Source organism: Geodermatophilus sp. SYSU D00867, assembly GCF_054050315.1.
On sequence record NZ_JBJGZC010000008.1, the window covers coordinates 70,525 to 90,966 of the forward strand.

Annotated in this window: 21 protein-coding genes; 10 read left to right on the forward strand and 11 right to left on the reverse strand. The window is 76.8% G+C overall.

Annotated features, from left to right (window positions below):
- Nucleotides 1-49: 49 nt before the first annotated feature.
- Nucleotides 50-1,249: an MFS transporter gene (locus ACI8AK_RS09350; protein WP_456955982.1), complete on the reverse strand. Its 1,200-nt coding sequence runs from the start codon at nt 1,247-1,249 to the stop codon at nt 50-52.
- A 57-nt stretch (nt 1,250-1,306) separates the two neighbouring features.
- Between ACI8AK_RS09350 and ACI8AK_RS09355 the strand changes: the two genes are divergently transcribed.
- A complete protein-coding gene (locus tag ACI8AK_RS09355; RefSeq protein WP_456955984.1) occupies nt 1,307-2,260 on the forward strand; it encodes a helix-turn-helix domain-containing protein in 954 nt (317 codons plus the stop codon).
- 7 nt (nt 2,261-2,267) lie between these two features.
- Here ACI8AK_RS09355 and ACI8AK_RS09360 read toward each other — a convergent pair whose 3' ends face one another.
- The 5 genes from ACI8AK_RS09360 to ACI8AK_RS09380 form a co-directional block, all read right to left on the reverse strand.
- Nucleotides 2,268-2,903 carry a response regulator gene (locus ACI8AK_RS09360; RefSeq protein WP_456955985.1) on the reverse strand — a complete coding sequence of 212 codons (636 nt, stop codon included), beginning with the start codon at nt 2,901-2,903 and terminating at the stop codon, nt 2,268-2,270.
- Complete coding sequence (locus ACI8AK_RS09365) at nt 2,900-4,135, reverse strand: sensor histidine kinase (RefSeq protein ID WP_456955987.1); 1,236 nt, start codon at nt 4,133-4,135, stop codon at nt 2,900-2,902. The genes ACI8AK_RS09360 and ACI8AK_RS09365 overlap by 4 nt, the downstream gene beginning before the upstream one ends.
- A complete protein-coding gene (locus ACI8AK_RS09370; protein WP_456955989.1) occupies nt 4,132-4,962 on the reverse strand; it encodes an ABC transporter permease in 831 nt (276 codons plus the stop codon). Before ACI8AK_RS09370 ends, ACI8AK_RS09365 begins: the two co-directional genes overlap by 4 nt.
- Complete coding sequence (locus ACI8AK_RS09375) at nt 4,959-5,864, reverse strand: ABC transporter ATP-binding protein (RefSeq protein WP_456955991.1); 906 nt, start codon at nt 5,862-5,864, stop codon at nt 4,959-4,961. Before ACI8AK_RS09375 ends, ACI8AK_RS09370 begins: the two co-directional genes overlap by 4 nt.
- A 91-nt stretch (nt 5,865-5,955) precedes the next feature.
- On the reverse strand, nt 5,956-6,555 hold the full coding sequence (locus ACI8AK_RS09380) for a hypothetical protein (RefSeq protein ID WP_387986542.1): 600 nt from the start codon (nt 6,553-6,555) through the stop codon (nt 5,956-5,958).
- Between the two features lie 102 nt (nt 6,556-6,657).
- On the opposite strand from ACI8AK_RS09380, the gene ACI8AK_RS09385 reads away from it, so the two are divergent.
- The 4 genes from ACI8AK_RS09385 (at nt 6,658) to ACI8AK_RS09400 (ending at nt 10,838) form a co-directional block, all read left to right on the forward strand.
- A complete protein-coding gene (locus ACI8AK_RS09385) occupies nt 6,658-8,142 on the forward strand; it encodes an AlkA N-terminal domain-containing protein (RefSeq protein ID WP_387986544.1) in 1,485 nt (494 codons plus the stop codon).
- On the forward strand, nt 8,139-8,675 hold the full coding sequence (locus ACI8AK_RS09390; RefSeq protein ID WP_456955993.1) for a methylated-DNA--[protein]-cysteine S-methyltransferase: 537 nt from the start codon (nt 8,139-8,141) through the stop codon (nt 8,673-8,675). Before ACI8AK_RS09385 ends, ACI8AK_RS09390 begins: the two co-directional genes overlap by 4 nt.
- A 111-nt stretch (nt 8,676-8,786) precedes the next feature.
- The gene (locus tag ACI8AK_RS09395) at nt 8,787-9,899 is read left to right on the forward strand and encodes a DNA recombination protein RmuC (protein WP_456955995.1); all 1,113 of its coding nucleotides are present in this window, start codon (nt 8,787-8,789) and stop codon (nt 9,897-9,899) included.
- Between the two features lie 204 nt (nt 9,900-10,103).
- Nucleotides 10,104-10,838, forward strand: coding sequence for a DUF6542 domain-containing protein (locus ACI8AK_RS09400; protein WP_456955997.1), 735 nt, complete (start codon nt 10,104-10,106; stop codon nt 10,836-10,838).
- A gap of 61 nt (nt 10,839-10,899) precedes the next feature.
- On the opposite strand, the gene ACI8AK_RS09405 is transcribed toward ACI8AK_RS09400, so the two are convergent.
- Nucleotides 10,900-11,871, reverse strand: a complete 972-nt coding sequence (locus ACI8AK_RS09405; RefSeq protein WP_387993941.1) for a 4-hydroxy-3-methylbut-2-enyl diphosphate reductase — start codon at nt 11,869-11,871, stop codon at nt 10,900-10,902.
- A gap of 134 nt (nt 11,872-12,005) precedes the next feature.
- Between ACI8AK_RS09405 and ACI8AK_RS09410 the strand changes: the two genes are divergently transcribed.
- From ACI8AK_RS09410 to ACI8AK_RS09420, 3 genes are all read left to right on the forward strand, one after another.
- A complete protein-coding gene (locus tag ACI8AK_RS09410; protein ID WP_456955999.1) occupies nt 12,006-13,517 on the forward strand; it encodes a hypothetical protein in 1,512 nt (503 codons plus the stop codon).
- A 63-nt stretch (nt 13,518-13,580) separates the two neighbouring features.
- On the forward strand, nt 13,581-14,804 hold the full coding sequence (xseA, locus tag ACI8AK_RS09415; protein ID WP_387993936.1) for an exodeoxyribonuclease VII large subunit: 1,224 nt from the start codon (nt 13,581-13,583) through the stop codon (nt 14,802-14,804).
- A 76-nt stretch (nt 14,805-14,880) separates the two neighbouring features.
- A complete protein-coding gene (locus ACI8AK_RS09420) occupies nt 14,881-15,099 on the forward strand; it encodes an exodeoxyribonuclease VII small subunit (protein WP_387993933.1) in 219 nt (72 codons plus the stop codon).
- Nucleotides 15,100-15,102: 3 nt separating this feature from the next.
- Here the strand turns inward: ACI8AK_RS09420 and ACI8AK_RS09425 are convergent, their stop codons facing one another.
- Nucleotides 15,103-15,714, reverse strand: a complete 612-nt coding sequence (locus ACI8AK_RS09425; RefSeq protein WP_387993930.1) for a DUF4245 domain-containing protein — start codon at nt 15,712-15,714, stop codon at nt 15,103-15,105.
- 130 nt (nt 15,715-15,844) lie between these two features.
- Between ACI8AK_RS09425 and glpX the strand changes: the two genes are divergently transcribed.
- Nucleotides 15,845-16,906 carry a class II fructose-bisphosphatase gene (glpX, locus tag ACI8AK_RS09430; RefSeq protein WP_387993927.1) on the forward strand — a complete coding sequence of 354 codons (1,062 nt, stop codon included), beginning with the start codon at nt 15,845-15,847 and terminating at the stop codon, nt 16,904-16,906.
- A gap of 124 nt (nt 16,907-17,030) precedes the next feature.
- On the opposite strand, the gene ACI8AK_RS09435 is transcribed toward glpX, so the two are convergent.
- The 3 genes from ACI8AK_RS09435 to ACI8AK_RS09445 all read right to left on the reverse strand — a co-directional run bounded on the left by ACI8AK_RS09435 (nt 17,031) and on the right by ACI8AK_RS09445 (nt 18,813).
- Nucleotides 17,031-18,161 (reverse strand): hypothetical protein, encoded by a 1,131-nt coding sequence (locus ACI8AK_RS09435; protein ID WP_456904111.1) that lies wholly within the window; start codon nt 18,159-18,161, stop codon nt 17,031-17,033.
- A gap of 91 nt (nt 18,162-18,252) precedes the next feature.
- Entirely contained in the window at nt 18,253-18,444 is a 192-nt protein-coding gene (locus ACI8AK_RS09440; RefSeq protein WP_456956001.1) for a hypothetical protein, read from the reverse strand.
- Nucleotides 18,445-18,516: 72 nt separating this feature from the next.
- A complete protein-coding gene (locus ACI8AK_RS09445; protein WP_456956003.1) occupies nt 18,517-18,813 on the reverse strand; it encodes a hypothetical protein in 297 nt (98 codons plus the stop codon).
- 154 nt (nt 18,814-18,967) lie between these two features.
- Between ACI8AK_RS09445 and ACI8AK_RS09450 the strand changes: the two genes are divergently transcribed.
- The gene (locus tag ACI8AK_RS09450; RefSeq protein WP_387993919.1) at nt 18,968-20,362 is read left to right on the forward strand and encodes a class II fumarate hydratase; all 1,395 of its coding nucleotides are present in this window, start codon (nt 18,968-18,970) and stop codon (nt 20,360-20,362) included.
- Nucleotides 20,363-20,442: the final 80 nt, after the last annotated feature.

Genomic DNA, 20,442 nt, shown 5'->3' on the forward strand with positions numbered 1-20,442 from the left:
ACGGGGTCCGACGACCGCCTGCACCCTGAACCCCGAGGTCAAACGCCTGTCAACAGATCCGCGCCCGCCATTGACAGTCGGCCGCCCGGCCGGCCACCCGCCGGAGCCCGGGTGTCAGTGCGAGGGACACGGCCAGCGACGCCGCCGCGAACACCGCCATCGCGGCCCCCGGCTGGACGGCGTCGCCCAGCACCCCGGCCAGCACCGCGAACACCCCCTGCCCGGTCATCCGCGTCGCGGACTCGACACCGAGCACCTGGCCGCGCAGGCCGGGCGGCGTGAGCACGACGAGCCACTCCTGCTGCGCGAGCGACGCGGCGTAGCCGGCCGAGGCGAGCGCCACCAGCACGACGGCGACCGGCACGGACGGCCCGAGCGCGAAGGCGAGGAACGGCGCGGCCAGCAGCAGCCGCAGCGCGGTGTTCGACCGCCGCCGGCCGGCCGGGGTCAGGAACCGCCCGACCACCAGGTCGCCGGTCGTCATGCCGACGGCGCCGGCCGCCAGCAGCCAGCCGCCCCGCTCCCCCGCGTACGGCACGAACAGCGCCTCGCAGCCGACGACCAGCCCGTTCGGGACGCACAGCGCCGCGAGCAGCGTGCGCGTGTCCCGCCGTGCCAGCAGCAGGCGGTTGCCGCGCAGCGTCTCCGCCAGACCGGTCCCCCCGCGCCGGCGCGGCGACCGCTCGGCCAGCCCGAACCGGAGCACCGGCACGGCGGCGGCGGACACGACCGCGGCCACCACGAACACCTCCGTCGTCGTCAGGGCGGTGAGCAGCAGGCCGCCGGCCGCGAAGCCGACCACCTGGAAGGCGCCGCCCGCGACGTTCACCGTCGACCGGGCCAGCGGGAACGCCTCGGCGGGCACGAGCTCCGACAGCAGCCCCCAGCGCGCCCCCGACCCCACCGAGACCACGTACGCCGTGGCGACGACGAGCAGCAGCCGCACCGCGGGGTCCAGGCCGGGCAGCGCCTGCAGACCCAGCGCCACGGTGGACAGCGCCCCGACGAGGACCAGCGTGCGCCGCGGCGGGCCGGCGTCCGCCGCCGACATGAGCGTCGTCGCGCCGAGGGCCTGCGCCACCGACGGGCCGGACACCGCCAGCGCCGTGAGCAGCGCCGAGCCGGTCTGCCGGTGCACCAGCGTGGCCAGGGCCAGCGACGACGTCGTCGCGGCCGTCGTCGTCAGCGCGGTGCCGGTCCACAGCGCCCGGAACTCCGGGAGGGAGAACAGCGCCCGGTAGGTGAGCACGTCAGGACCGTGCGGCGCGGGACGCCCCCGGCCCACACTTTCGCCTACGGTCGAAAGGTGGGTGAGTTCATCGTCGACGCCGACGTCATGGCGCGCGCCCGCTTCGGCACCTCGCAGCTCACCGAGACCCTGGCCGGGCTGCGGCTGCTGCTCTCCGAGCAGGTCCCGCCGTGGCACCGCCCCTGGCGCGACACCCACGCCGCCGCGCTGCGCGACCGCCTCGACGCCGACCCGGTCGGCGCCGCCCTGCTCCGCGCCGCGTTCGGCGCCACCTGGACCGCCGACTTCCTCACCGTGCCGCCCGCGGCGCCCGACCTCGCGCTCGACGAGGAACTGGCCCCCCTCGAGTCGCTCGACGACGACGCCGTCCGCGCCGACCTCGAGGTGGCCACCGGACCGGTGCCGCCCGCGCTGCACGGCACCGGCCTCGCCCGCACCGCCGCGGACCTGCTGCGCTGGACGTGGGAGCACACGATCCGCGACGAGTGGCCGCGGCGGCTCCGGGTGCTGCGCGCCGACGTCGTCGCGCGGACCGCCCGGCTGAGCCGCGAGGGCTGGTCGGGTGCGCTCGACGGCATCGCGCCCGGGGTCCGCTGGCTCCGGGACGGCCGGCTGCAGGTCAACGCGCACCCCTACCCGCCGCGCGACGTCCGCGGCCGCGACCTGCTGTTCATCGCCGCGCACAGCCGCGGCAGCTGGGTGAGCTGGCGGCTGCCGGACACCTACGCCGTCGTCTACCCGGTCACCGGCACCCTGGCGTCGGGCCCCGCCCCGCTGCCCGAGCCGCTGGTCCGCCTGCTCGGCCGCAACCGCGCCCGCGTCCTCACCGCGCTCGACGCGCCGCGCAGCACCAGCGCGCTGGTCGCCGGGACCGGCCTGCCGCTGGGCAGCGTCGGCGGGCACCTGCGGGTGCTGCTCGACGCCGGCCTGCTCGAGCGCCGCCGGTCGGGACGCGAGGTCCTCTACTGGCGCAGCGACGCCGGCGAGGCCCTCCTCGAGGCCGCCGGGTGACCCGCGCTCAGCCGGAGCCGGGGCCGGGGAGCAGGCCGCGCTCGACGGCGACCATCACCGCGCGGGTGCGGTCGTCGACGCCGAGCTTGGCGAACACCCGCAGCAGGTGGGTCTTCACGGTGGCCTCGCCGATGTACAGCTCCCGGCCGATCTCGGCGTTGGTCAGCCCGCGCGCGACCCCGGCGAGCACCTCGAGCTCCCGCGGCGTCGGCTCCTCCGCCGCGGGCGCCCGCATGCGGGAGACCAGCCGGGCGGCCACCGGCGGCGCGAGCACGGTCTCCCCGCGGGCGGCCGCCCGGACGGCGTCGGCCAGCTGCGGCAGCGGCGCGTCCTTGAGCAGGTAACCGGTCGCCCCGGCGGCGACGGCGCGCACGATGTCGGCGTCGGTGTCGTAGGTGGTCAGCACCAGCACCCGGACGCCGGGGTGCGTGACGGCCAGCCGCTCGATCGCGGTGACGCCGTCCATCCGCGGCATCCGCAGGTCCATGAGGACGACGTCGGGCCGCGTCGCGGCGACCTGCGCCAGGGCCTCCTGCCCGTCACCGGCCTCCCCGACGACGTTGAGGTCGGGCTGCGCGGCCAGCCAGCCGACCAGCCCGCCGCGCACCACCGGGTGGTCGTCGACCACGAGCACGCGGATCACGGGCCGGGCACCCGCACGGTCACCCGGGTGCCCGAGCCCGGCGCCGAGGCGACGTCGACCTCGCCCCCGACCTGCGCCACCCGCCCGCGCAGGCCGTCGAGCCCGGACACCGCGACCGACGACGGGTCGAAGCCCACGCCGTCGTCCTCGACGTTCACCGACACCTGCCCGCCGACCCGCGCCAGCCGCAGCACCACAGCGGTGGCGTCCGCGTGCCGCCGGACGTTGGTCAGCGCCTCCTGCGCCCCGCGCAGCAGCACGACCTCCTCGTCGGTGCGCAGCCCGGTCCCCCCGTCCAGCGCCTGCGTGTCCACGCGCACCGGCAGCCCGGTCTCGCGGGCGAACCGGCCCGCGAGGTGCTCCAGCGCCTCCACCAGCGTCGAGCCGTCCAGCGCCACCGGCCGGAACGCCGCGACCACCGCCCGCGCCTCGGCCAGGTTGTCGCGGGCGACCTCCTCGATCACCGCCAGCCGCTCGCGGGCGGCGGCGGGGTCGGAGGAGACGAGCGCCGTCGCGGTCTGGGACAGCACGACGATCGACGTGTAGCCCTGCGCCAGGGTGTCGTGCACCTCCTGCGCCAGCCGCTCCCGCTCGGCCAGCACCCCGCGCTCGCGCTCGGCGGCCGCCAGCTCCGACCGGGTCGCCTCCAGCTGCGCGATCAGCGACGCGCGCTCGGCGCTCTCGTGCAGCACCCGGCTGATCCAGACGCCCAGCGCCAGGCTGAAGCCGATGCCGATGCCGGTCTCGAGCAGCACGTCGGCGGCGCTGCGGTCCGAGGCCGCGCCCAGCACGGGGCCGGCCGCGCTGGCCAGCCCGAGCAGCAGGGTCCAGGTGACGCCGGTGAGGGTGCCCTGGACGGCGAACCAGACCTGGGGGTAGGCGAGGAAGAGCAGGAACAGCAGCCCCGGCGCCACCCAGCCGAGCAGGGCGAACGCGGTGACCAGCACGAGCAGGTAGGCCACCGCCCGCCGCCGCGCTCCCCGGCCGATCGCGGGGACGCCGAGGACGGCGTACGCGACGGCCAGCCCACCCAGCACCGCCAGCGCCGCCGCGCGCCGGTCGTCGTCAACGGCGTCCCCGGCGGTCGCGGACACCACGGCCAGGCCCCACACGACGGTGGAGATCACGTGCACGCCGGTGACGGTGGCCCGCCAGCCGCGCTCGGGCAGCGGCTCGCCGCCGTCGTCCCGCGGGGGGACGACGGCGGCGGCCAGGCGGCGGGTCAGGCTCACGCGGCCCGGCGCCAGCGGAAGGTCCGGGCGCACACCACGGCACCGATGATCACCCACGCGGCCAGCACCAGGGCAGTGGTCCCGTGCTCCCAGCTGCCGGCCTGCTCGGCGACGGCGGCGGAGTCGGGCAGGAACACCGACCGCATCCCCTGCACCATCCACTTGAGCGGGAACAGCGCCGCGACCTGGTCCATCCAGGCCGGCAGGTCCGAGCCGATGAAGAAGACGCCGGAGATGAACTGCAGGACGACGGCGAAGGCGGGGATCCCGGCGCCGGCCGACCGCGAGCTGCCGATGAACGAGGCCACCGCGAGGCCGAGGACGGTGCCGGCCAGGATGCCCAGGACGACGACCCAGGCGAAGGTCAGCCACCGCGAGGCCTCGGTGGGCAGCGGGACGTCGTAGGCGTAGGCGGCCACCACCAGCAGCAGGGCCAGCTGGACGACGGTCGTGATCACGACCTGGCCGGCCTTGCCGATCGCGTAGGCCAGCGCGGGCGTCCCGAGCGTCTGCAGCCGGGCGAGGTCGCCGCGGTCGCGTTCCTCGGTGACCGCGGTGCCCACGGCCTGGAAGCTGGTCAGCATGACGCCGGTCGCGGCGATCCCGGCGAGGAAGTACTGCCGGAAGCCGACCCCCGGCACCACGACCTCGTCGCCGAAGACCGACCCGAAGATCACCAGCATGATCACCGGGTAGGCGAAGGAGAAGACCACCTGCCCGGGGTCGCGGGCGAACAGCCGCAGCTCCAGGCCGATGCGGGCCAGCCCGATGGCGGCGGCCGAGGGCGGGGCGGGACGGGTGGCGGGGGTGGTGCGGACGGCGGTCATCGGTCCTGCCCCTCCGGGGTGGCGACCATCCGGAGGTAGACGTCCTCCAGGCCGGGACGGGTGACGGTCAGGCCGGGGACCTCGCCGGTCGGCGAGGCCGCGACCAGGTCGCGCAGCAGGGCGGCCGGCTCCGGGGTGGTGACCTCGCGGAGCTCACCGCCCTCCAGCCAGCGGACGGTGGCCACCCGCCGCAGCTCGGCGCCGAGCTCGTCGGGCGGGGCGACGTCGACCAGCCGGCCGGCGGTGATGACGCCGACCCGGGTGGCGAGGTGCGCGGCCTCGTCGAGGTAGTGGGTGGTGAGCAGGACGGTGGTGCCGCGGTCCCGCAGACCCTCGACCAGCGTCCAGAACGAGCGGCGGGCCACCGGGTCCATCCCGGTGGTGGGCTCGTCGAGGAACAGCAGCTCCGGGCGCCCCTGCACGCCGAGCGCCACCTCCAGCCGGCGCCGCTGGCCGCCGGAGAGCCGGTCCACCCGGGTCCGGGCGGCCCCGGTCAGCCCGACGTCGTCCAGCAGCTCCCCGGTCGGCACCGGCGTCGCGTGGTAGCGGGCGAAGTGCTCGAGGGTCTCCCGCACGGTGAGCGCGTTGCCGCCGCCGGTGCTCTGGCCGACGACGCCGGTCCGGTCGCGCCAGGCCCGGCCGGCGCGGGCCGGGTCCTGCCCGAGCACGCTGACGTCGCCGCCGTCGCGGCGCCGCACGCCCTCCAGGATCTCGACGGTCGTCGTCTTGCCCGCGCCGTTGGGTCCGAGCAGGGCGAACACCTCGCCGCGCCGGACCTCGAGGTCGAGGTCGGCGACCACCGTCCGGTCGCCGTACCGCTTGACCAGTCCGCGCACGCGGACCGCCGTGTCGTCGTCGCGCGCCGCGGCCGTGCCGGCCGGGGCGGGGGAGGTCGCTGTCACGACCCGAGCCTGTCGCCGCGCACCGGCAGCCGGGACGGCCTCGCGGTGGGTCCTTGCGTCCACCGGTCGGTGGACGGCCGGGGTCCCCCGGTCAGGTCCCGGTGCCGAGCACCGGCCGCCCGGCCAGGGCGCTGACCACCTCGACGGCGTCGTCCCACCAGCGCTCGTAGTGGTACGGGTCGGCGTTGCGCTGGGTGCGGTGCGCGGCGATCGTCGGCGGCAGCGCCTGCCAGCCCGGGACCTCCTGCAGCGCCAGGAAGAAGTTGGTGGCGCTGGTGGTGGGGTCCATCCGGTCCTCGTAGGAGCCCCAGGCGCCGTTGTCGCGCTGCTGGAACAGCCCCCGGGAGTCGGGCCCGGCGGCGTCGCCGCGGTCCAGCACCAGCAGCGAGGACTCCCCCATCGCCGTCATGACCCCGATGACCTGCGCGCAGGTGTCCAGGCCCAGCACCGCGGCCGCGTTTACGATCGCCGCGGCGTTGGCCAGCTGCTCCCCGCCGTACCCGGCGACCGGCCCGCCCGGCACGGCGGCCGGGTCGACCCGCACCCCGGGCCCGGCGGCCGCGCAGTCCGCCGACCGCGGCGGCGTCGTCACCTGGCGCACCACGAGGAACGCCGCCAGCAGCACCAGGACGCCGACGACGAGGGCCGCCACCTGCCGCTGCCGGGGCGGGGCGGCCTCCGGCGTCTGCACACACCGGTCAACGGACGGCGGGCCGCGGAGGTCCCCGGAGGGTCCACGGCCGCGTCCGGAAACCGCCGGTCCCCGGCTCCGACCGGTGCCATGCTCGGGATCGTGCTCTCCCCCCTCGACGCCGAACGCTGCTACCGCGCGGTCGCCAGCCGCGACGCCCGGTTCGACGGCTGGTTCTTCACCGCGGTGCGCACCACCGGCATCTACTGCCGCCCCTCGTGCCCGGCGCGCACGCCGGCGGCCGCCAACGTCTCCTTCTTCGGCACCGCCGCCGGCGCCCAGGCCGCGGGCTACCGCGCCTGCCGCCGCTGCCGGCCCGACGCCGTCCCCGGCTCGCCCGAGTGGGACGTGCGCGCCGACGTCGTCGCCCGCGCCATGCGGCTGATCGCCGACGGCGAGGTCGAGCGCACCGGCGTGCCCGGGCTGGCCGCCCGGCTCGGCTACTCCGAGCGGCAGGTGCACCGCCTGCTGGTCGGCGAGCTCGGCGTCGGCCCGCTGGCGGTGGCCCGCGCGCAGCGAGCGCAGACCGCCCGGGTGCTGGTCGAGACCACCGACCTGCCGATGGCCGACGTCGCCTTCGCCGCCGGGTTCGCCAGCATCCGGCAGTTCAACGACACCGTCCGCGAGGTCTTCGCCTGCACCCCGACCGAGCTGCGCGGCCGCCGTCCGGGCACGGTCGGCGGGACACCGGGCTGGCTGACCCTGCGGCTAGCCGCCCGCGCCCCGTTCGACGCCGCCGAGGTGCTGCACTTCCTCGGCGCGCACGCGGTCCCGGGCCTGGAGGAGTGGGACGGGACGACTTTCTCCCGCGTCCTCGACCTGCCCGCCGGTCCCGGCGTCGTCCGGCTGTCCCCCGCCGCCGACGGCGGCGCCGCGGTGACCGCCCGGCTGCTGCTCACCGACCTGCGGGACCTGCGCGCCGCCGTCCCCCGCTGCCGGCGGCTGCTGGACCTCGACGCCGACCCCGCCGCCGTCGACGAGGTCCTCGGCGCCGACCCGGCGCTGGCCCCGCTGGTCGCCGTCGCGCCCGGCCGCCGGGTGCCCGCCTCCCCCGACGCCCCGGAGGCGGCGGCGCGGGCGGTGCTCGGCCAGCAGGTGTCGGTCGCCGGCGCCCGCACGCTCACCGCGCGGGTGCTGACGCTGGCCGGGACGCCGCTGGCCGAGCCGGTCGGCACCCTCACGCACGCCTTCCCGCGGCCGGAGGCCCTGGCCGACGCCGACCTGTCCGCCGTCGGCCTGACCGGGGCCCGCCGCCGCACGCTGGGCGGCCTGGCCGCCGCGCTCGCCGACGGGCGGGTGGTCCTCGACCCCGGCTGCGACCGCGAGGCGGCCGCCCGCGACCTGCTGGCGCTGCCCGGCATCGGGCCGTGGACGGCGGCGCTGGTGGTGATGCGCGGCCTCGGCGACCCCGACGTGTGGCTGCCCGGTGACCTCGCGCTGCGCCGCGCCCTCGCTGCCCTCGGCAGCTCCGACGCCGAGGCCGCCGGGCGCTGGCGGCCGTGGCGCTCGTACGCCGCGGTGCACCTCTGGGCGCTCGCGGCGCCCACACTGTTCACCCGCTCCCCCGCCGATCGGAGTGCGTCATGACCCCGTCCGCCCGCTACGCGACCGTGGCCACCCCGCCCGGTCCCTTCACCGTCGTCGTCGCACCCGGGCCCGACGGTGGCGACGTCGTCCTGGCCGCCGGCTGGACCGGCGACGTCGCCGAGCTGCTGCCCGTCGTGCACCGCGCGCTGCGGCCCACCTGGGTCGAGCGGGTGGAGCACCTGCCGGTCCTCGACGTCGTGGAGGCGCACGCCGCCGGCGACGTCGGCGCGATCGACGCCGTCCCCGTCCGGCAGCGCTCCGGGCCGTTCCTCGAGGACGCCTGGGAGGTGCTGCGGACCGTGCCGCCGGGGCAGCCGGACACCTACGCCGAGTTCGCCGCCCGCTGCGGCCGCCCCTCGGCGGTGCGGGCCGCGGCCAACGCGTGCGCCCGCAACGCCGCCGCGCTGTTCGTCCCGTGCCACCGGGTGCTCGGCTCCGACGGCGGGCTGGGCGGCTTCCGCTGGGGCACGCCGGTCAAGCGCTGGCTGCTCGACCACGAGGCGGCACACGCCCCGGTCCCCGTCGACGCCTGAAGGAGGACCCCCTGCCCCCGCAGGCTCGCGGCGGACCCTGCAGGGGGCCACGGGGGGTGGGACGGGGCCGCCTCCCGGGAGTTGTCGGCCGGGTGTTGCACCCTGCTGTCCGTGGACGCTGCCTCCCTCCTGCTCGGTCTGCTCCTCGGGGTGCTGCTGGGGGCGGCCGTGACCCTCGGGGTGGTCGCGCTGCTGGCCCGCCGCCGCCCTGCCGAGGCCGGGCTGGACCCGCTGCACGAGTCGCTGGACCACCTGCACCGGCTGCTCGCCGGCATGGAACAGGCCCGGGCCACCGCGCACGGCGAGCTGCGCGAGCAGATGGGCACCGTCGGGCAGACCAGTGCGATGCTGCGCCAGGAGACCGCGGCGCTGGTCACCGCGCTGCGCACGCCGCACGTCCGTGGCCGCTGGGGCGAGATCCAGCTGCGCCGGGTGGTCGAGGTGGCCGGCCTGCTCGAGCACTGCGACTTCGTCGAGCAGCCGTCGTCGACCAACGACGAGGGCGCCGGCGTCCGGCCCGACCTCGTGGTCACCCTCGCCGACGGCCGGCAGGTCGTCGTCGACGCGAAGGTCCCCTTCACCGGCTACATCGAGGCCACCCAGGCGACCGAGGAGACCGTGCGGGTGCAGCGGGTCGCCGCGCACGCCCGGCAGCTGCGCGCGCACGTCGACGCCCTCGCCCAGCGCCGCTACCCCACCGCGTTCCGCCCGGCCGCGCCGTTCACCGTGCTGTTCGTCCCCTCCGACGGGTTCCTCACCACCGCCCTGGAGGCCGAGCCCGGCCTGCTCGAGTACGGCTTCGGCCGCGACGTCGTCATCGCCACCCCGAGCACGCTGCTCGCGCTGCTGCGCACGGTGGCGCACTCCTGGCGGCAGGAGCGCCTGGCCCGCGACGCCGACCAGGTCATCGAGACCGGCCGCCGGCTGCACGCCCGGCTCACCACGCTCTCCGGCCACCTCACCCGCCTCGGCTCGGCGCTGGGCTCGACGCTGACCCGCTACAACGAGACGGTCGGCTCCTACGAGCGCTCCGTGCTCGCCGCCGCGCGCCGCTTCGACGACCTCGGCGTCGGCGAGACGCCGGTGCCCGTCCCGGCGGAGGTCGAGGCGGTGGTCCGGCAGCTGCGGCCGGCCGCGGAGGACCTGCCCCTCCCCGACGACGCCGACGACGACGCCGACGACGCCGCTCCCCCGCTGCGCTGGCGGCTGCCCGAGGGGCGCTGAGCGTCCTCCCCGCGGGTCGTCCCGCCCGGCCCGGGCGACACGCCCGTCACACCCACCCCGCGGCTCACCCAGAGTTGCCAAATCGACAGGCCGACCTGTCGCGCGTCGAGCCCGGCAACTCCCCCTGCCGGCGGCTCCCCGTCGCTACCGTGAGGACCGACAGCGGCCCGGAGGGGCCAGGACGTCCGGACCGGGAGGTACGCCATGGCCTCGGCGAGCACTGCCGACACCTGGCGGGACAGCGGGGTGGGTGCGCAGCGCCCCTACGCCGGCCCGCGCGCGGGGCGTCCCGACGCCACCGGCCCGGACCGCTCGCTGCGCATGGGCCTCCCGCCGGTGCCGCCGCCCCCGCCGCGCGGCCGCCCCGGCGACCGTGGCGCCGTCCGCGGCGCCGTCCCGGCGCGCCCGCCCGTCGAGGCCCGGCCCGTGGCCCGCCCTCCGGCCGCGCGTCCGGCGCAGCAGCGCACCCCCCACCCGGGCGTCCACCCGCTCGCCGAGCGTCCCGAGCCCGCGACGCCGCCCCGCGCCCACGGCACCCGTGCCGCCGCGCGCGCGGCCGGGCGGGCCGCCGCGGAGCCGACCCAGGGGAGCCGGATGCGCGGCCTGCTCGTCGTCCTCGGCGTCTTCGTCATCACCCTCGCCGGGGGCGCCGTCGACTCGTTCCTCGGCACGGGCCTGGGCACGCTGACCCTCGTCACGCTGGTCGCGGCCGCCGCCGTCGGCACGCTGCTGGTGCGCCGCCGCGACCTGCTCTCGGTCGTCGTCGCGCCGCCGCTGGTGTTCGTGGCGGTCGCCTTGGTCAACATCGGCCTGGCGCCGTCGGCGACGTTCAGCCTGCCGACGCTCGCGACGGTGCTCATCCGCGGCTTCCCCACGATGGCCGTCGCCACCGCCGTGGCCCTGGTCCTGGCGATCGTCCGCTGGGCCGCCCGGCGCTAGACGCCTCCCGGACGCAGCGAGCCCCCTCCCGGCCGGGAGGGGGCTCGCTGCGTCCCGGGTCCTAGCGGACGGGCCGGGCGGTCTCGCCGCGCCTGGGCCGCAGCTCGTGCGGCAGCGCGAACACCAGCCGCTCCTCGGCCGCCTTCACCGTCTCGACGTCGGGGTAGCCGCTCCCGGCCAGGAGGTCGAGCACCTCGCTGACCAGCACCTCGGGCACCGACGCGCCGCTGGTGACGCCGACGGTGCCGACGCCCTCCAGCCACGCGGGGTCGATCTCGGCGGCGTAGTCGACCAGGTGCGCGGCGCGGGCGCCGGCCTCCAGGGCCACCTCCACCAGCCGCACCGAGTTCGACGAGTTGGTCGAGCCGACGACGATCACCAGGTCGCACTCGCCGGCCATCTGCTTGACCGCCTGCTGCCGGTTCTGCGTGGCGTAGCAGATGTCGTCGCTCGGCGGGGACTGCAGGCCGGGGAACCGGGTCCTGAGCTGGTCGACGGTCGCGAGCGTCTCGTCGACCGACAGCGTGGTCTGCGACAGCCACACGACCCGCTCGGGGTCGCGGACCTCCACGTTCGCGACGTCGTCGGGGCCGTCGACGAGCTGGATGTGCTCGGGGGCCTCGCCGGAGGTGCCCTCGACCTCCTCGTGCCCGCGGTGGCCGATGAGGAGGATGTCGTAGTCCTCCTTGGCGAACCGCTTCGCCTCCTGGTGCACCTTGCTCACCAGCGGGCAGGTGGCGTCGATGGTGCGCAGCGAGCGCGCCCTCGCCTCCTCGTGCACGGCCGGCGAGACGCCGTGGGCGCTGAAGACGACGACCGCGCCCTCGGGCACCTCGTCGGTCTCGTCGACGAACACCGCGCCGCGCCGCTCGAGGGTCGCCACCACGTGCTTGTTGTGGACGATCTGCTTGCGGACGTACACCGGGGCGCCGTGGATCTCCAGGGCCCGCTCGACGGCCACCACCGCCCGGTCGACCCCGGCGCAGTAGCCCCGGGGATCGGCCAGCAGGACCCGTCCGCGCTGATCAGCCATGACCCCATCGTAGGTGGCGCCGCGCTCCCGGCCCGGCCGTCGCGAGGGAGCGTGACGAGCCGCACGCCGCCCGACCGGGTGGGCCGGGGACCGGCCGCTGTGCCGTTCGCCGCGCGCTGCGGCAGGCTGGGCGCATGTCCCGTGAGATCCCGGAGCCGATCCGCGCCACCGTCGGTCTGGCCGCCACCGTCCTCGACGACGTCCGCAGCCTCCCGCAGACGCTGCCGGGCCTGCCGGTGCGCATCGTCGGCATCGCGCTGCAGGCGGCGATGAAGCTGCAGCAGCAGTGGTCGGGGCTGGTCGCCCGCGGTGACGAGGTGCTCACCGGGCTGCGCGGCGACCGCGAGCCCGGCCTGGCCACCTTCGACGAGGACGAGGAGGCCGCCGCCGGCGGCGCTCCCCTCGTCGCCCAGCCGATCGACGTGCTGCGCGACTCCGCGTTCGACCGCGCCCCCGACGTCGACACCGTCGGTGACGCCACCGAGGTCGACGTCATGGAGGTCGACGTCATGGAGGTCGACGTCGACACCGACGCCGCCGGCCTGGTCGACGACGAGCTCGCCGGGCTGCCCCCGGAGCCGTCCCCCGCCGCGGTCGTCGCCGCCGTCGAGGACGTCAACGACGAGGTGCTGGGCGCCGAGGAGGCCGCGTCCGCGCTCGACGCCGCCGACTCCGCGCTGACCGCCGAGGACGCCCTGGAGAGCGCGCTGCTCGAGGCCGAGGGCACCGGGACCCCCGCCGGCACCGCGGCCGCCCCGGAGGACACCCCGGCCGCGAGCGACCCGGGCGGCTCCCCGGTCGGCGAGCTGGCCGGCGCCCCCGACGTGGGCACCGACGACACGGTCGTGCCCGACGCCGCGGACTCCGGCGTGCCCGACACCGGCATCGGCCTCGCCGCCGACGCCGCCGGCTCCCCCGACGCCGGTGTGCTGGGTGAGGACGCGGAGTCCGACGCGGCCGCGGCCGAGGAGGCCGCGACCGAGGTCGACGTCATCACGCCCGACGGGCAGGTCACCACGGTCGAGGGCACCGTCACCGACGAGGGCGTCGTCGCCCCCGAGGACGGCGGCGAGCAGGCCGCCGCCACGGACGAGGGTGCCGCCACCCAGGGGACGGCGGCCGGCGAGGCGAGCGACGTCGTCACCGGGGAGCACGCCCGCGTCGACGAGGAGCTCGGCGCCGAGCCCGCCCCCGGCGAGGACAGCGGTGCCGCCACCGACACGACCGGACCCGAGCCGGTCGCCGAGGCCACCGACGAGGGCGGCACGACCGTCGCCGCGGCCACCGGGGTGCGCACCGACGTCGGTGGGACCGACACCGCCGAGGAGGACGCGGCGATCGCCGAGGGCGCGGCCGTCGGCGCCGTCGGCGGGGACTCCGCCGCCCCCACCGACGACGCGCAGGGCGGCAGCGAGCTGTCCGGTTCGCAGGCCGCCGGGGCCGCCCCCGTCGAGGGCTACGACTCCTTCACCGTCGCCCAGCTGCGCGGCCGGCTCCGCGGCTACCAGCTGGCCACGGTGTCGGACCTGCTCGCCTACGAGGAGGCCACCCGCGCCCGGGCGCCGTTCCTCACGATGCTGCGCAACCGGCTGGAGAAGCTCGAGCAGCAGGCCGTCGAGACCAGCCCCCTGCAGCCCCGCGGCTAGCGGAGGGGGCCCCACCCGGGGTGCCGGGCGGAGCCGTCGGCCCCGCCTGGCACCCTCGGGGCCGTGAGTGCGCCCTCGTCCCCCGAGTCGCCCTGGCCGGTGCGGACGGTGGCCCGCAAGGTCGCCGAGTGGATCGGCCGGCTCGGCGAGGTCTGGGTCGAGGGGCAGGTCGCCCAGCTCAACCGGCGCAGCGGCGCCGCGACCGTGTTCCTCACCCTGCGCGACCCCGCCGCCGACCTCTCGGTGCCGGTCACCTGCGCCCGCGACGTCGCCGACCGGCCCGGCCTGGAGCTCACCGAGGGCGCCCGTGTCATCGTCCGCGCGCGGCCGGACTACTACGTCGCCCGCGGCTCCTTCTCCCTGCGCGCCACCGAGATCCGCGCCGTCGGCCTCGGTGAGCTGCTCGCCCGCATCGAGCGGATCCGCCGGCTGCTGACCGCCGAGGGCCTGTTCGACCCCGCCCGCAAGCGCCCGCTGCCCTTCGCCCCCGCCGTGGTCGGGCTGGTCACCGGCAAGGACTCCGCCGCCGAGCGGGACGTGCTGGTCACCGCCCGCCGCCGCTGGCCCGCGGTGCGCTTCGCCGTCCACCACAGCCTGGTGCAGGGCGTGAACGCCGCCGCCTCGGTGATCGACGGGCTGCAGCGGCTGGACCGCGACCCCGAGGTCGAGGTGATCGTCATCGCCCGCGGCGGCGGCTCGGTCGAGGACCTGCTGCCCTTCTCGGACGAGGGCCTGGTCCGCGCGATCGCCGCCTGCCGCACGCCGGTGGTCACCGCCGTCGGGCACGAGACCGACACCACGCTGGTCGACCACGTCGCCGACGTCCGCGCGGCCACCCCCACCGACGCCGCGCACCGCGTCGTCCCCGAGATCGGCGAGCAGCGGCGGCTGGTCGACGGGCTGCGCGCCCGCGCCCGGCACCTGCTCACCGTGCGCCTCGAGCAGTCCGAGCGGTGGCTGGAGAGCGTCCGCAGCCGGCCGGTGCTCGCCGACCCCCAGCGGCTGCTGCACGGCCGGGCCGACGACGTGGCGGCGCTGCGCGACCGGGCCCGCCGCACGCTCACCCACCGCGTCGAGTCCGCCGAGCGCGACCTCGACCACGCCCGCGCGCGGGTGGCCGCGCTGTCCCCGCAGGCGACGCTGCAGCGCGGCTACGCGCTGGTGCAGCGGGCCGACGGCGCCCTGGTCCGCGACCCGGCCGAGGTGGCCGACGGCGAGCGGCTGTCGGTGCGGGTCGCGGGCGGGCGGCTGGCCGTCCGGGTGGACGGGCAGGATGGGGAGCCGTGAGCGGACGGGAACGCGGGCATCGCAGCGAGGAACGAGCGAGGAGCGGAGCGTTCCGCGGGAGCGAACCGGGGACATGGTGAGCGAGCCGACGACCGAGCAGCCGACGCAGACCTACGAGCAGGCCCGCGAGGAGCTGGCCGAGGTGGTCCGCCGGCTCGAGGCCGGGGGGCTCACCCTCGAGGAGTCCCTCGGTCTGTGGGAGCGCGGCGAGCAGCTCGCGCAGCTGTGCCAGCACTGGCTCGACCGCGCCCGCGAGCGGCTGGCCGCCGCGGCGCCCGGCGAGCAGGAGGGCTGAGCCTCAGCTGGGGACGCTGACCGGCGCGACGGCGGTGGCGACGGTCTGCAGCTCGTCGTCGTCGGCCGAGCCGGTGACCACGGTGGTCACGTCCCCGGTCTCCAGCGACAGCACGGTCTCCCCGCGGCCGTTGGTCTGCCGGGTCCAGGTGCGCCCGGCCAGGTCGACGCTGCCGTCGTCCTGCGCGCCGTCGAGGACGGCGCGCAGCCGGTCGGCGTCGGGGTCGTCGGTGGTGAGGAAGCCCGCGTACTCGTCCGAGGGCGTCACGTAGCCGATCTCCAGGGTCACCGGCTCCCCCTCGCCGGCGTCCGCGGCGTCGGTGCGCGCGCTGGTCGGCCGGTAGCCGTCGGGCAGCCCGGCGGGCACCTCCACGGTGTAGGACGCCCGCTCGGCGGCGAGCCGGACGCTGCTGGTCGGGTCGATCGGGCGGACGGGGTCGATGCCGCTCTGGCGGAAGGCGACCCAGCCGGCGACGAGCAGGACGATGACCACCAGCGGCAGCAGCGACCGGAGCATGTTGGCCGCGCTCATCCGGTTCGCGCGCTCCGCCGCGGTCGGCGCCGGCGGCGGCTGCTCCTCGGGGGCCTGCTGGCCCGACGGGCCGGAACTGGTCATGCCCCTAGGATCGCAGCACCGATCCACGACCCCGCCGCCCCGCTCCCGGACTGCCCCGCGCGCCCGACCGGCCCCGGGGACGGGTCGCGGGCGGCGGGCACCGGCAACGGTGCCGGACTCAGGAGGTCCCGTGACCCTGCCCGTACCCGACGGCCCCGTGCCACCCACGCCCCGCCGGAGCACCTTCCGCACCGACCGCCCGGCGCCCGACCGCAACCTCGCCCTCGAGCTGGTGCGCGTCACCGAGGCCGCCGCGATGGCGGCGGGCCGCTGGGTCGGCCGCGGCGACAAGAACGGCGGCGACGGCGCCGCCGTCGACGCCATGCGGGCGCTGATCGGCACGGTGAGCATGCGCGGCGTCGTCGTGATCGGCGAGGGCGAGAAGGACCAGGCGCCGATGCTCTACAACGGCGAGCAGGTCGGCGACGGCTACGGCCCCGAGTGCGACGTCGCCGTCGACCCCATCGACGGCACCACCCTGATGGCCAAGGGCATGCCGAACGCCATCGCCGTCATGGCGGTGGCCGACCGCGGCGCGATGTACGACCCGTCGGCGGTCTTCTACATGGAGAAGATCGCCACCGGCCCAGCCGCCGCCGACGTCGTCGACATCACCGCGCCGGTCGCCGAGAACATCCGGAGGGTCGCCAAGGCCAAGCACGGCCGGGTGGAGGACGTCACCGTCTGCATCCTCGACCGGCCGCGGCACGACCAGCTCGTGCACGAGGTCCGCGAGGCCGGCGCGCGGATCCGGTTCATCACCGACGGCGACGTCGCCGGCGCGATCGCCGCGGCCCGGGAGGGCACCGGGGTCGACCTGCTCATGGGCATCGGCGGCACGCCGGAGGGGATCATCGCCGCCTGCGCGCTCAAGTGCATGGGCGGTGCGCTGCAGGGCCGGCTATGGCCCAAGGACGACGAGGAGCGGCAGAAGGCGGTCGACGCCGGCCACGACCTCGACCGCGTGCTCACCATCGACGACCTGGTGCGCGGCGACGTGTTCTTCGTCGCCACCGGCATCACCGACGGCGAGCTGCTGCGCGGCGTCCAGTACCGCGCCGGCGGCTGCACCACGCAGTCGCTGGTCATGCGCTCGCGCTCGGGCACCATCCGCTCGATCGACAGCCTGCACTCGCTGGAGAAGCTGCGCGCCTACTCCGCCGTGCCCTTCGACCGCTCCGACGACGAGTGAAGGACCCGCCTGCCCCCCACCGCTCGCACGCTCGCGGCGGGGCTCCGCAGGCGGGCCGTTCCAGCACCGCACCACGGCCCCGGGGCGCTCGCCCCGGGGCCGTGGTGCGTCTGCGGGACCGGCGTCAGCCGAGCCGGCCCTCGCAGTTGGCGACCTCGTAGCTCACCCGGCCGGCGCAGGTGCCGGCGTACTGCTCCCACGGCGAGTCCGACGGGGAGGAGCCCCACAGGTCGTCGCAGGCCGCCCAGTCGCCGGCGAAGCAGCTGTCGGCCAGCGGCTGGAACTCGCCGTCCGGGTCCTCCCCGAGGCCCTGCGGCGGGACCGGGTCGCTCTGCGGCTCCGGCACGCCCTCACCGAGCCGCGACACACAGCCGTTGGCCTCGTAGCTCACCCGGCCGGCGCAGGTGCCCCCGTACTGCTCGTACGCCGAGTCGATCGGCGTCGAGACCCACAGCTCGTCGCAGGCGGAGAAGTCACCGGCGAAGCAGGCCTCGGCCAGCGGCTGGAACTCGCCGTCCGGGTCCGAGCCGAGCCCCTGCGGGGGCACCGGCGCCGAGGTCGACCCCGCGCCACCGCCCCCGCCGGACGACGACGAGGACGACGAGGAGCTGCTCGACGAGGACGACGACGGGGACGGGCCCGAGGACGACGAGCTGGACGCGGACGAGGAGGTGCTGGTCCGCGTCGGGTCGGCGACGGTCGAGCCGTCGTCGTCGCGGAGGAGGAAGAACAGCCCGACGGCCGCGGCGGCGACCAGCAGCACCCCGGCGACCACCGAGGCGATGACGACGTTCTTCCTGTTGCCCTTCTGCTGCGGCTGGCCGTGGCCCGGCTGGCCGTAGGGCTGCTGGCCGTAGGGCTGCTGGCCGTAGCCGGGCTGCCCGTACTGGCCGTAGGGCTGGCCGTACTGCTGGTTCGGGTCGTAGGCCTGCTGCCCGTACTGCTGCGTCGGGTCGTAGCCGGGCTGCCCGTACGGCTGCTGGCCGTAGGGCTGCTGGCCGTAGGGCTGCTGGCCGTACTGCTGCGTCGGGTCCTGGCCCGGCTGGCCGTGGGGCTGCTGACCGGGCTGGGGGAAGGGCGAGGTCTGGTCGCGCTCGCCCGGCTGGCCGTACCGGCCCGGCTGGAACTGGGAGGTGGGGGGCGCCGGCTGGCCGAACTGCCTCGTCGGGTCGTCGGACTGCCCCCACCCCTGCCGGCCGGGCTGCTCGCCCTGGGGGTCGTTGCCGCCCGGCGGCGGATACGGCGGCTGGGACATGGTGCGGACTCCTCGGTTCAGGTAGATGCGCTGGTCAGGCTAGGTGGGCCGGGTGGCGGCGACCAGCACCGGCAGGTCACGGACGGGCCGGTCAGTCGAGGTCGGTGCACAGCGGCACCGACCACGCCTTCACGCGGCCGCCGCAGGTGAGCGCGTACTCCTCGTACTCCGACAGCGGCGGCGACTCGGCGAACAGGTCGTCGCAGGCCTGCAGGTCGCCGTCGAAGCAGCCCTGGGCGTGGGCGTCGAGGAGGGGGTCGGACCCGAGGACGCCGGGCGGCACCGGCTCGGACTGCTCGACCTCGCCCGGCCCGCCCCCGGTCCCGTAGTCGTAGAACTCCGAGGGAACGCCGCCCTAGAGGGCCTCCCCGACCGCCTCGCCCATCCCCTGGCCGGCCGCGCGGCGGGCGTCGTCCGCGGCGCCGCGGAGCACCAGCGCGCCGACGACGGCGGCGAGCACCAGCCCGAGGGCGAGGCCGCCCGCGAGCAGGGCGGCGGGGAGGACGCGGGAGGCCGGCGCGGGGGCGGTCACCGGCGCGGGCGCCGGCGGGACGGCGGGCGCCCGGCCGGCGGTGGGGTCCCAGGTGCCCCACGGCGTCCAGCCGCCCACGGGGACGGTGCCGGGCGCGTCCGGGGTGTACGGGTGGGTCACGGGGTCTCCTCGGGCCGTCGGCGTCGCCGCACCGTAGGACCCGGAGCCGCGCCGTCCCGGGTCCCACTCCGAGGCTGCGGGCAGTGGGGAGGACGGGGCCCTTCTAGGGTCACGCGTGCAGCACCGATCCCACCGACACCACACGGGAGCCAGCGTGGCCACCGAGCAGGACTACCGCGTCGAGCACGACTCCATGGGGGAGGTCCGTGTCCCCGCGTGGGCCAAGTGGCGTGCCCAGACCCAGCGCGCCGTCGAGAACTTCCCCATCTCGGGCACCCCCATCGAGCGCGAGCTCATCGCCGCCCTGGCCGCCATCAAGGGCGCCGCGGCCCGCGTCAACGCCGACCTCGGCGTCCTCGACGGCGAGGTCGCGCGGGCGATCGCCGCGGCCGCCGCCGAGGTGGCGTCCGGGAGGTGGGACGAGCACTTCCCCATCGACGTCTTCCAGACCGGCTCGGGGACGTCGAGCAACATGAACACCAACGAGGTCGTCGCGACCCTCGCCACCGAGGCCGCCGGCACGCCGGTGCACCCGAACGACCACGTCAACGCCTCGCAGTCGTCCAACGACGTCTTCCCCTCGGCCATCCACGTGGCCGCCACCCGGGCGATCGTGCGCGACCTCGTCCCGGCCCTGCGCCACCTCGAGTCCTCCCTCACCCGCAAGGAGACGGAGTTCGCCGAGGTCGTGAAGAGCGGCCGCACCCACCTCATGGACGCCACCCCGGTCACCCTCGGCCAGGAGTTCGGCGGCTACGCCGCGGCGATCCGCTACGGCGTCGAGCGGCTGGAGGCCTCGCTGCCGCGCATCGGTGAGCTGCCGCTGGGCGGCACCGCCGTCGGCACCGGGATCAACACCCCGCCCGGCTTCGCGGCCGCGATCATCGACACCCTCGCCGCGGAGCTGGACCTGCCGCTGTCCGAGGCGCGCAACCACTTCGAGGCGCAGAGCTCCCGGGACTCGCTGGTCGAGGCCTCCGGCCAGCTGAAGACGATCGCCGTCGGCCTGGTGAAGATCGCCAACGACCTGCGGTGGATGGGCTCGGGCCCCCGCACCGGGCTCGGCGAGATCCAGCTGCCCGACCTGCAGCCGGGCAGCTCGATCATGCCGGGCAAGGTGAACCCGGTGATCCCCGAGGCGGTCATCCAGGTCGCCGCCCAGGTCATCGGCAACGACGCCGCGGTCACCTACGCCGGCACCACCGGCGTCTTCGAGCTCAACGTGACGCTGCCGCTCATGGCCCGCAACGTGCTCGAGTCGATCCGCCTGCTGGCCAACGTCAGCCGGATCCTGGCCGACCGCTGCGTCGACGGGATCGTCGCCAACGTCGAGCAGTGCCGGACCTACGCGGAGTCCTCGCCGTCGATCGTGACGCCGCTCAACAAGTACATCGGCTACGAGGAGGCCGCGAAGGTCGCCAAGCAGTCGCTGGCCGAGCAGAAGACGATCCGCCAGGTGGTGCTCGAGCGCGGCTACGTCGAGCAGGGCAAGCTCACCGAGGCCCAGCTCGACGAGGCCCTCGACGTGCTCTCGATGACCCACCCCTGACCGTGCGGGGTGGGCCGGGAGCCCCGGCCCACCCCCGTGCGGGGACGGTCCCTGTCGTCCTCGGGGCCCGACGCCAGTAG

Coding starts and splice junctions, on each gene's coding strand:
- ACI8AK_RS09370 (WP_456955989.1), bottom strand. CDS start 4,962: ATGACCGCCGTCCGCACCACCCCCGCCACCCGTCCCGCCCCGCCCTCG.
- ACI8AK_RS09390 (WP_456955993.1), top strand. CDS start 8,139: ATGACCCCGTCCGCCCGCTACGCGACCGTGGCCACCCCGCCCGGTCCC.
- ACI8AK_RS09400 (WP_456955997.1), top strand. CDS start 10,104: ATGGCCTCGGCGAGCACTGCCGACACCTGGCGGGACAGCGGGGTGGGT.
- ACI8AK_RS09405 (WP_387993941.1), bottom strand. CDS start 11,871: ATGGCTGATCAGCGCGGACGGGTCCTGCTGGCCGATCCCCGGGGCTAC.
- ACI8AK_RS09410 (WP_456955999.1), top strand. CDS start 12,006: ATGTCCCGTGAGATCCCGGAGCCGATCCGCGCCACCGTCGGTCTGGCC.
- ACI8AK_RS09425 (WP_387993930.1), bottom strand. CDS start 15,714: ATGACCAGTTCCGGCCCGTCGGGCCAGCAGGCCCCCGAGGAGCAGCCG.
- ACI8AK_RS09435 (WP_456904111.1), bottom strand. CDS start 18,161: ATGTCCCAGCCGCCGTATCCGCCGCCGGGCGGCAACGACCCCCAGGGC.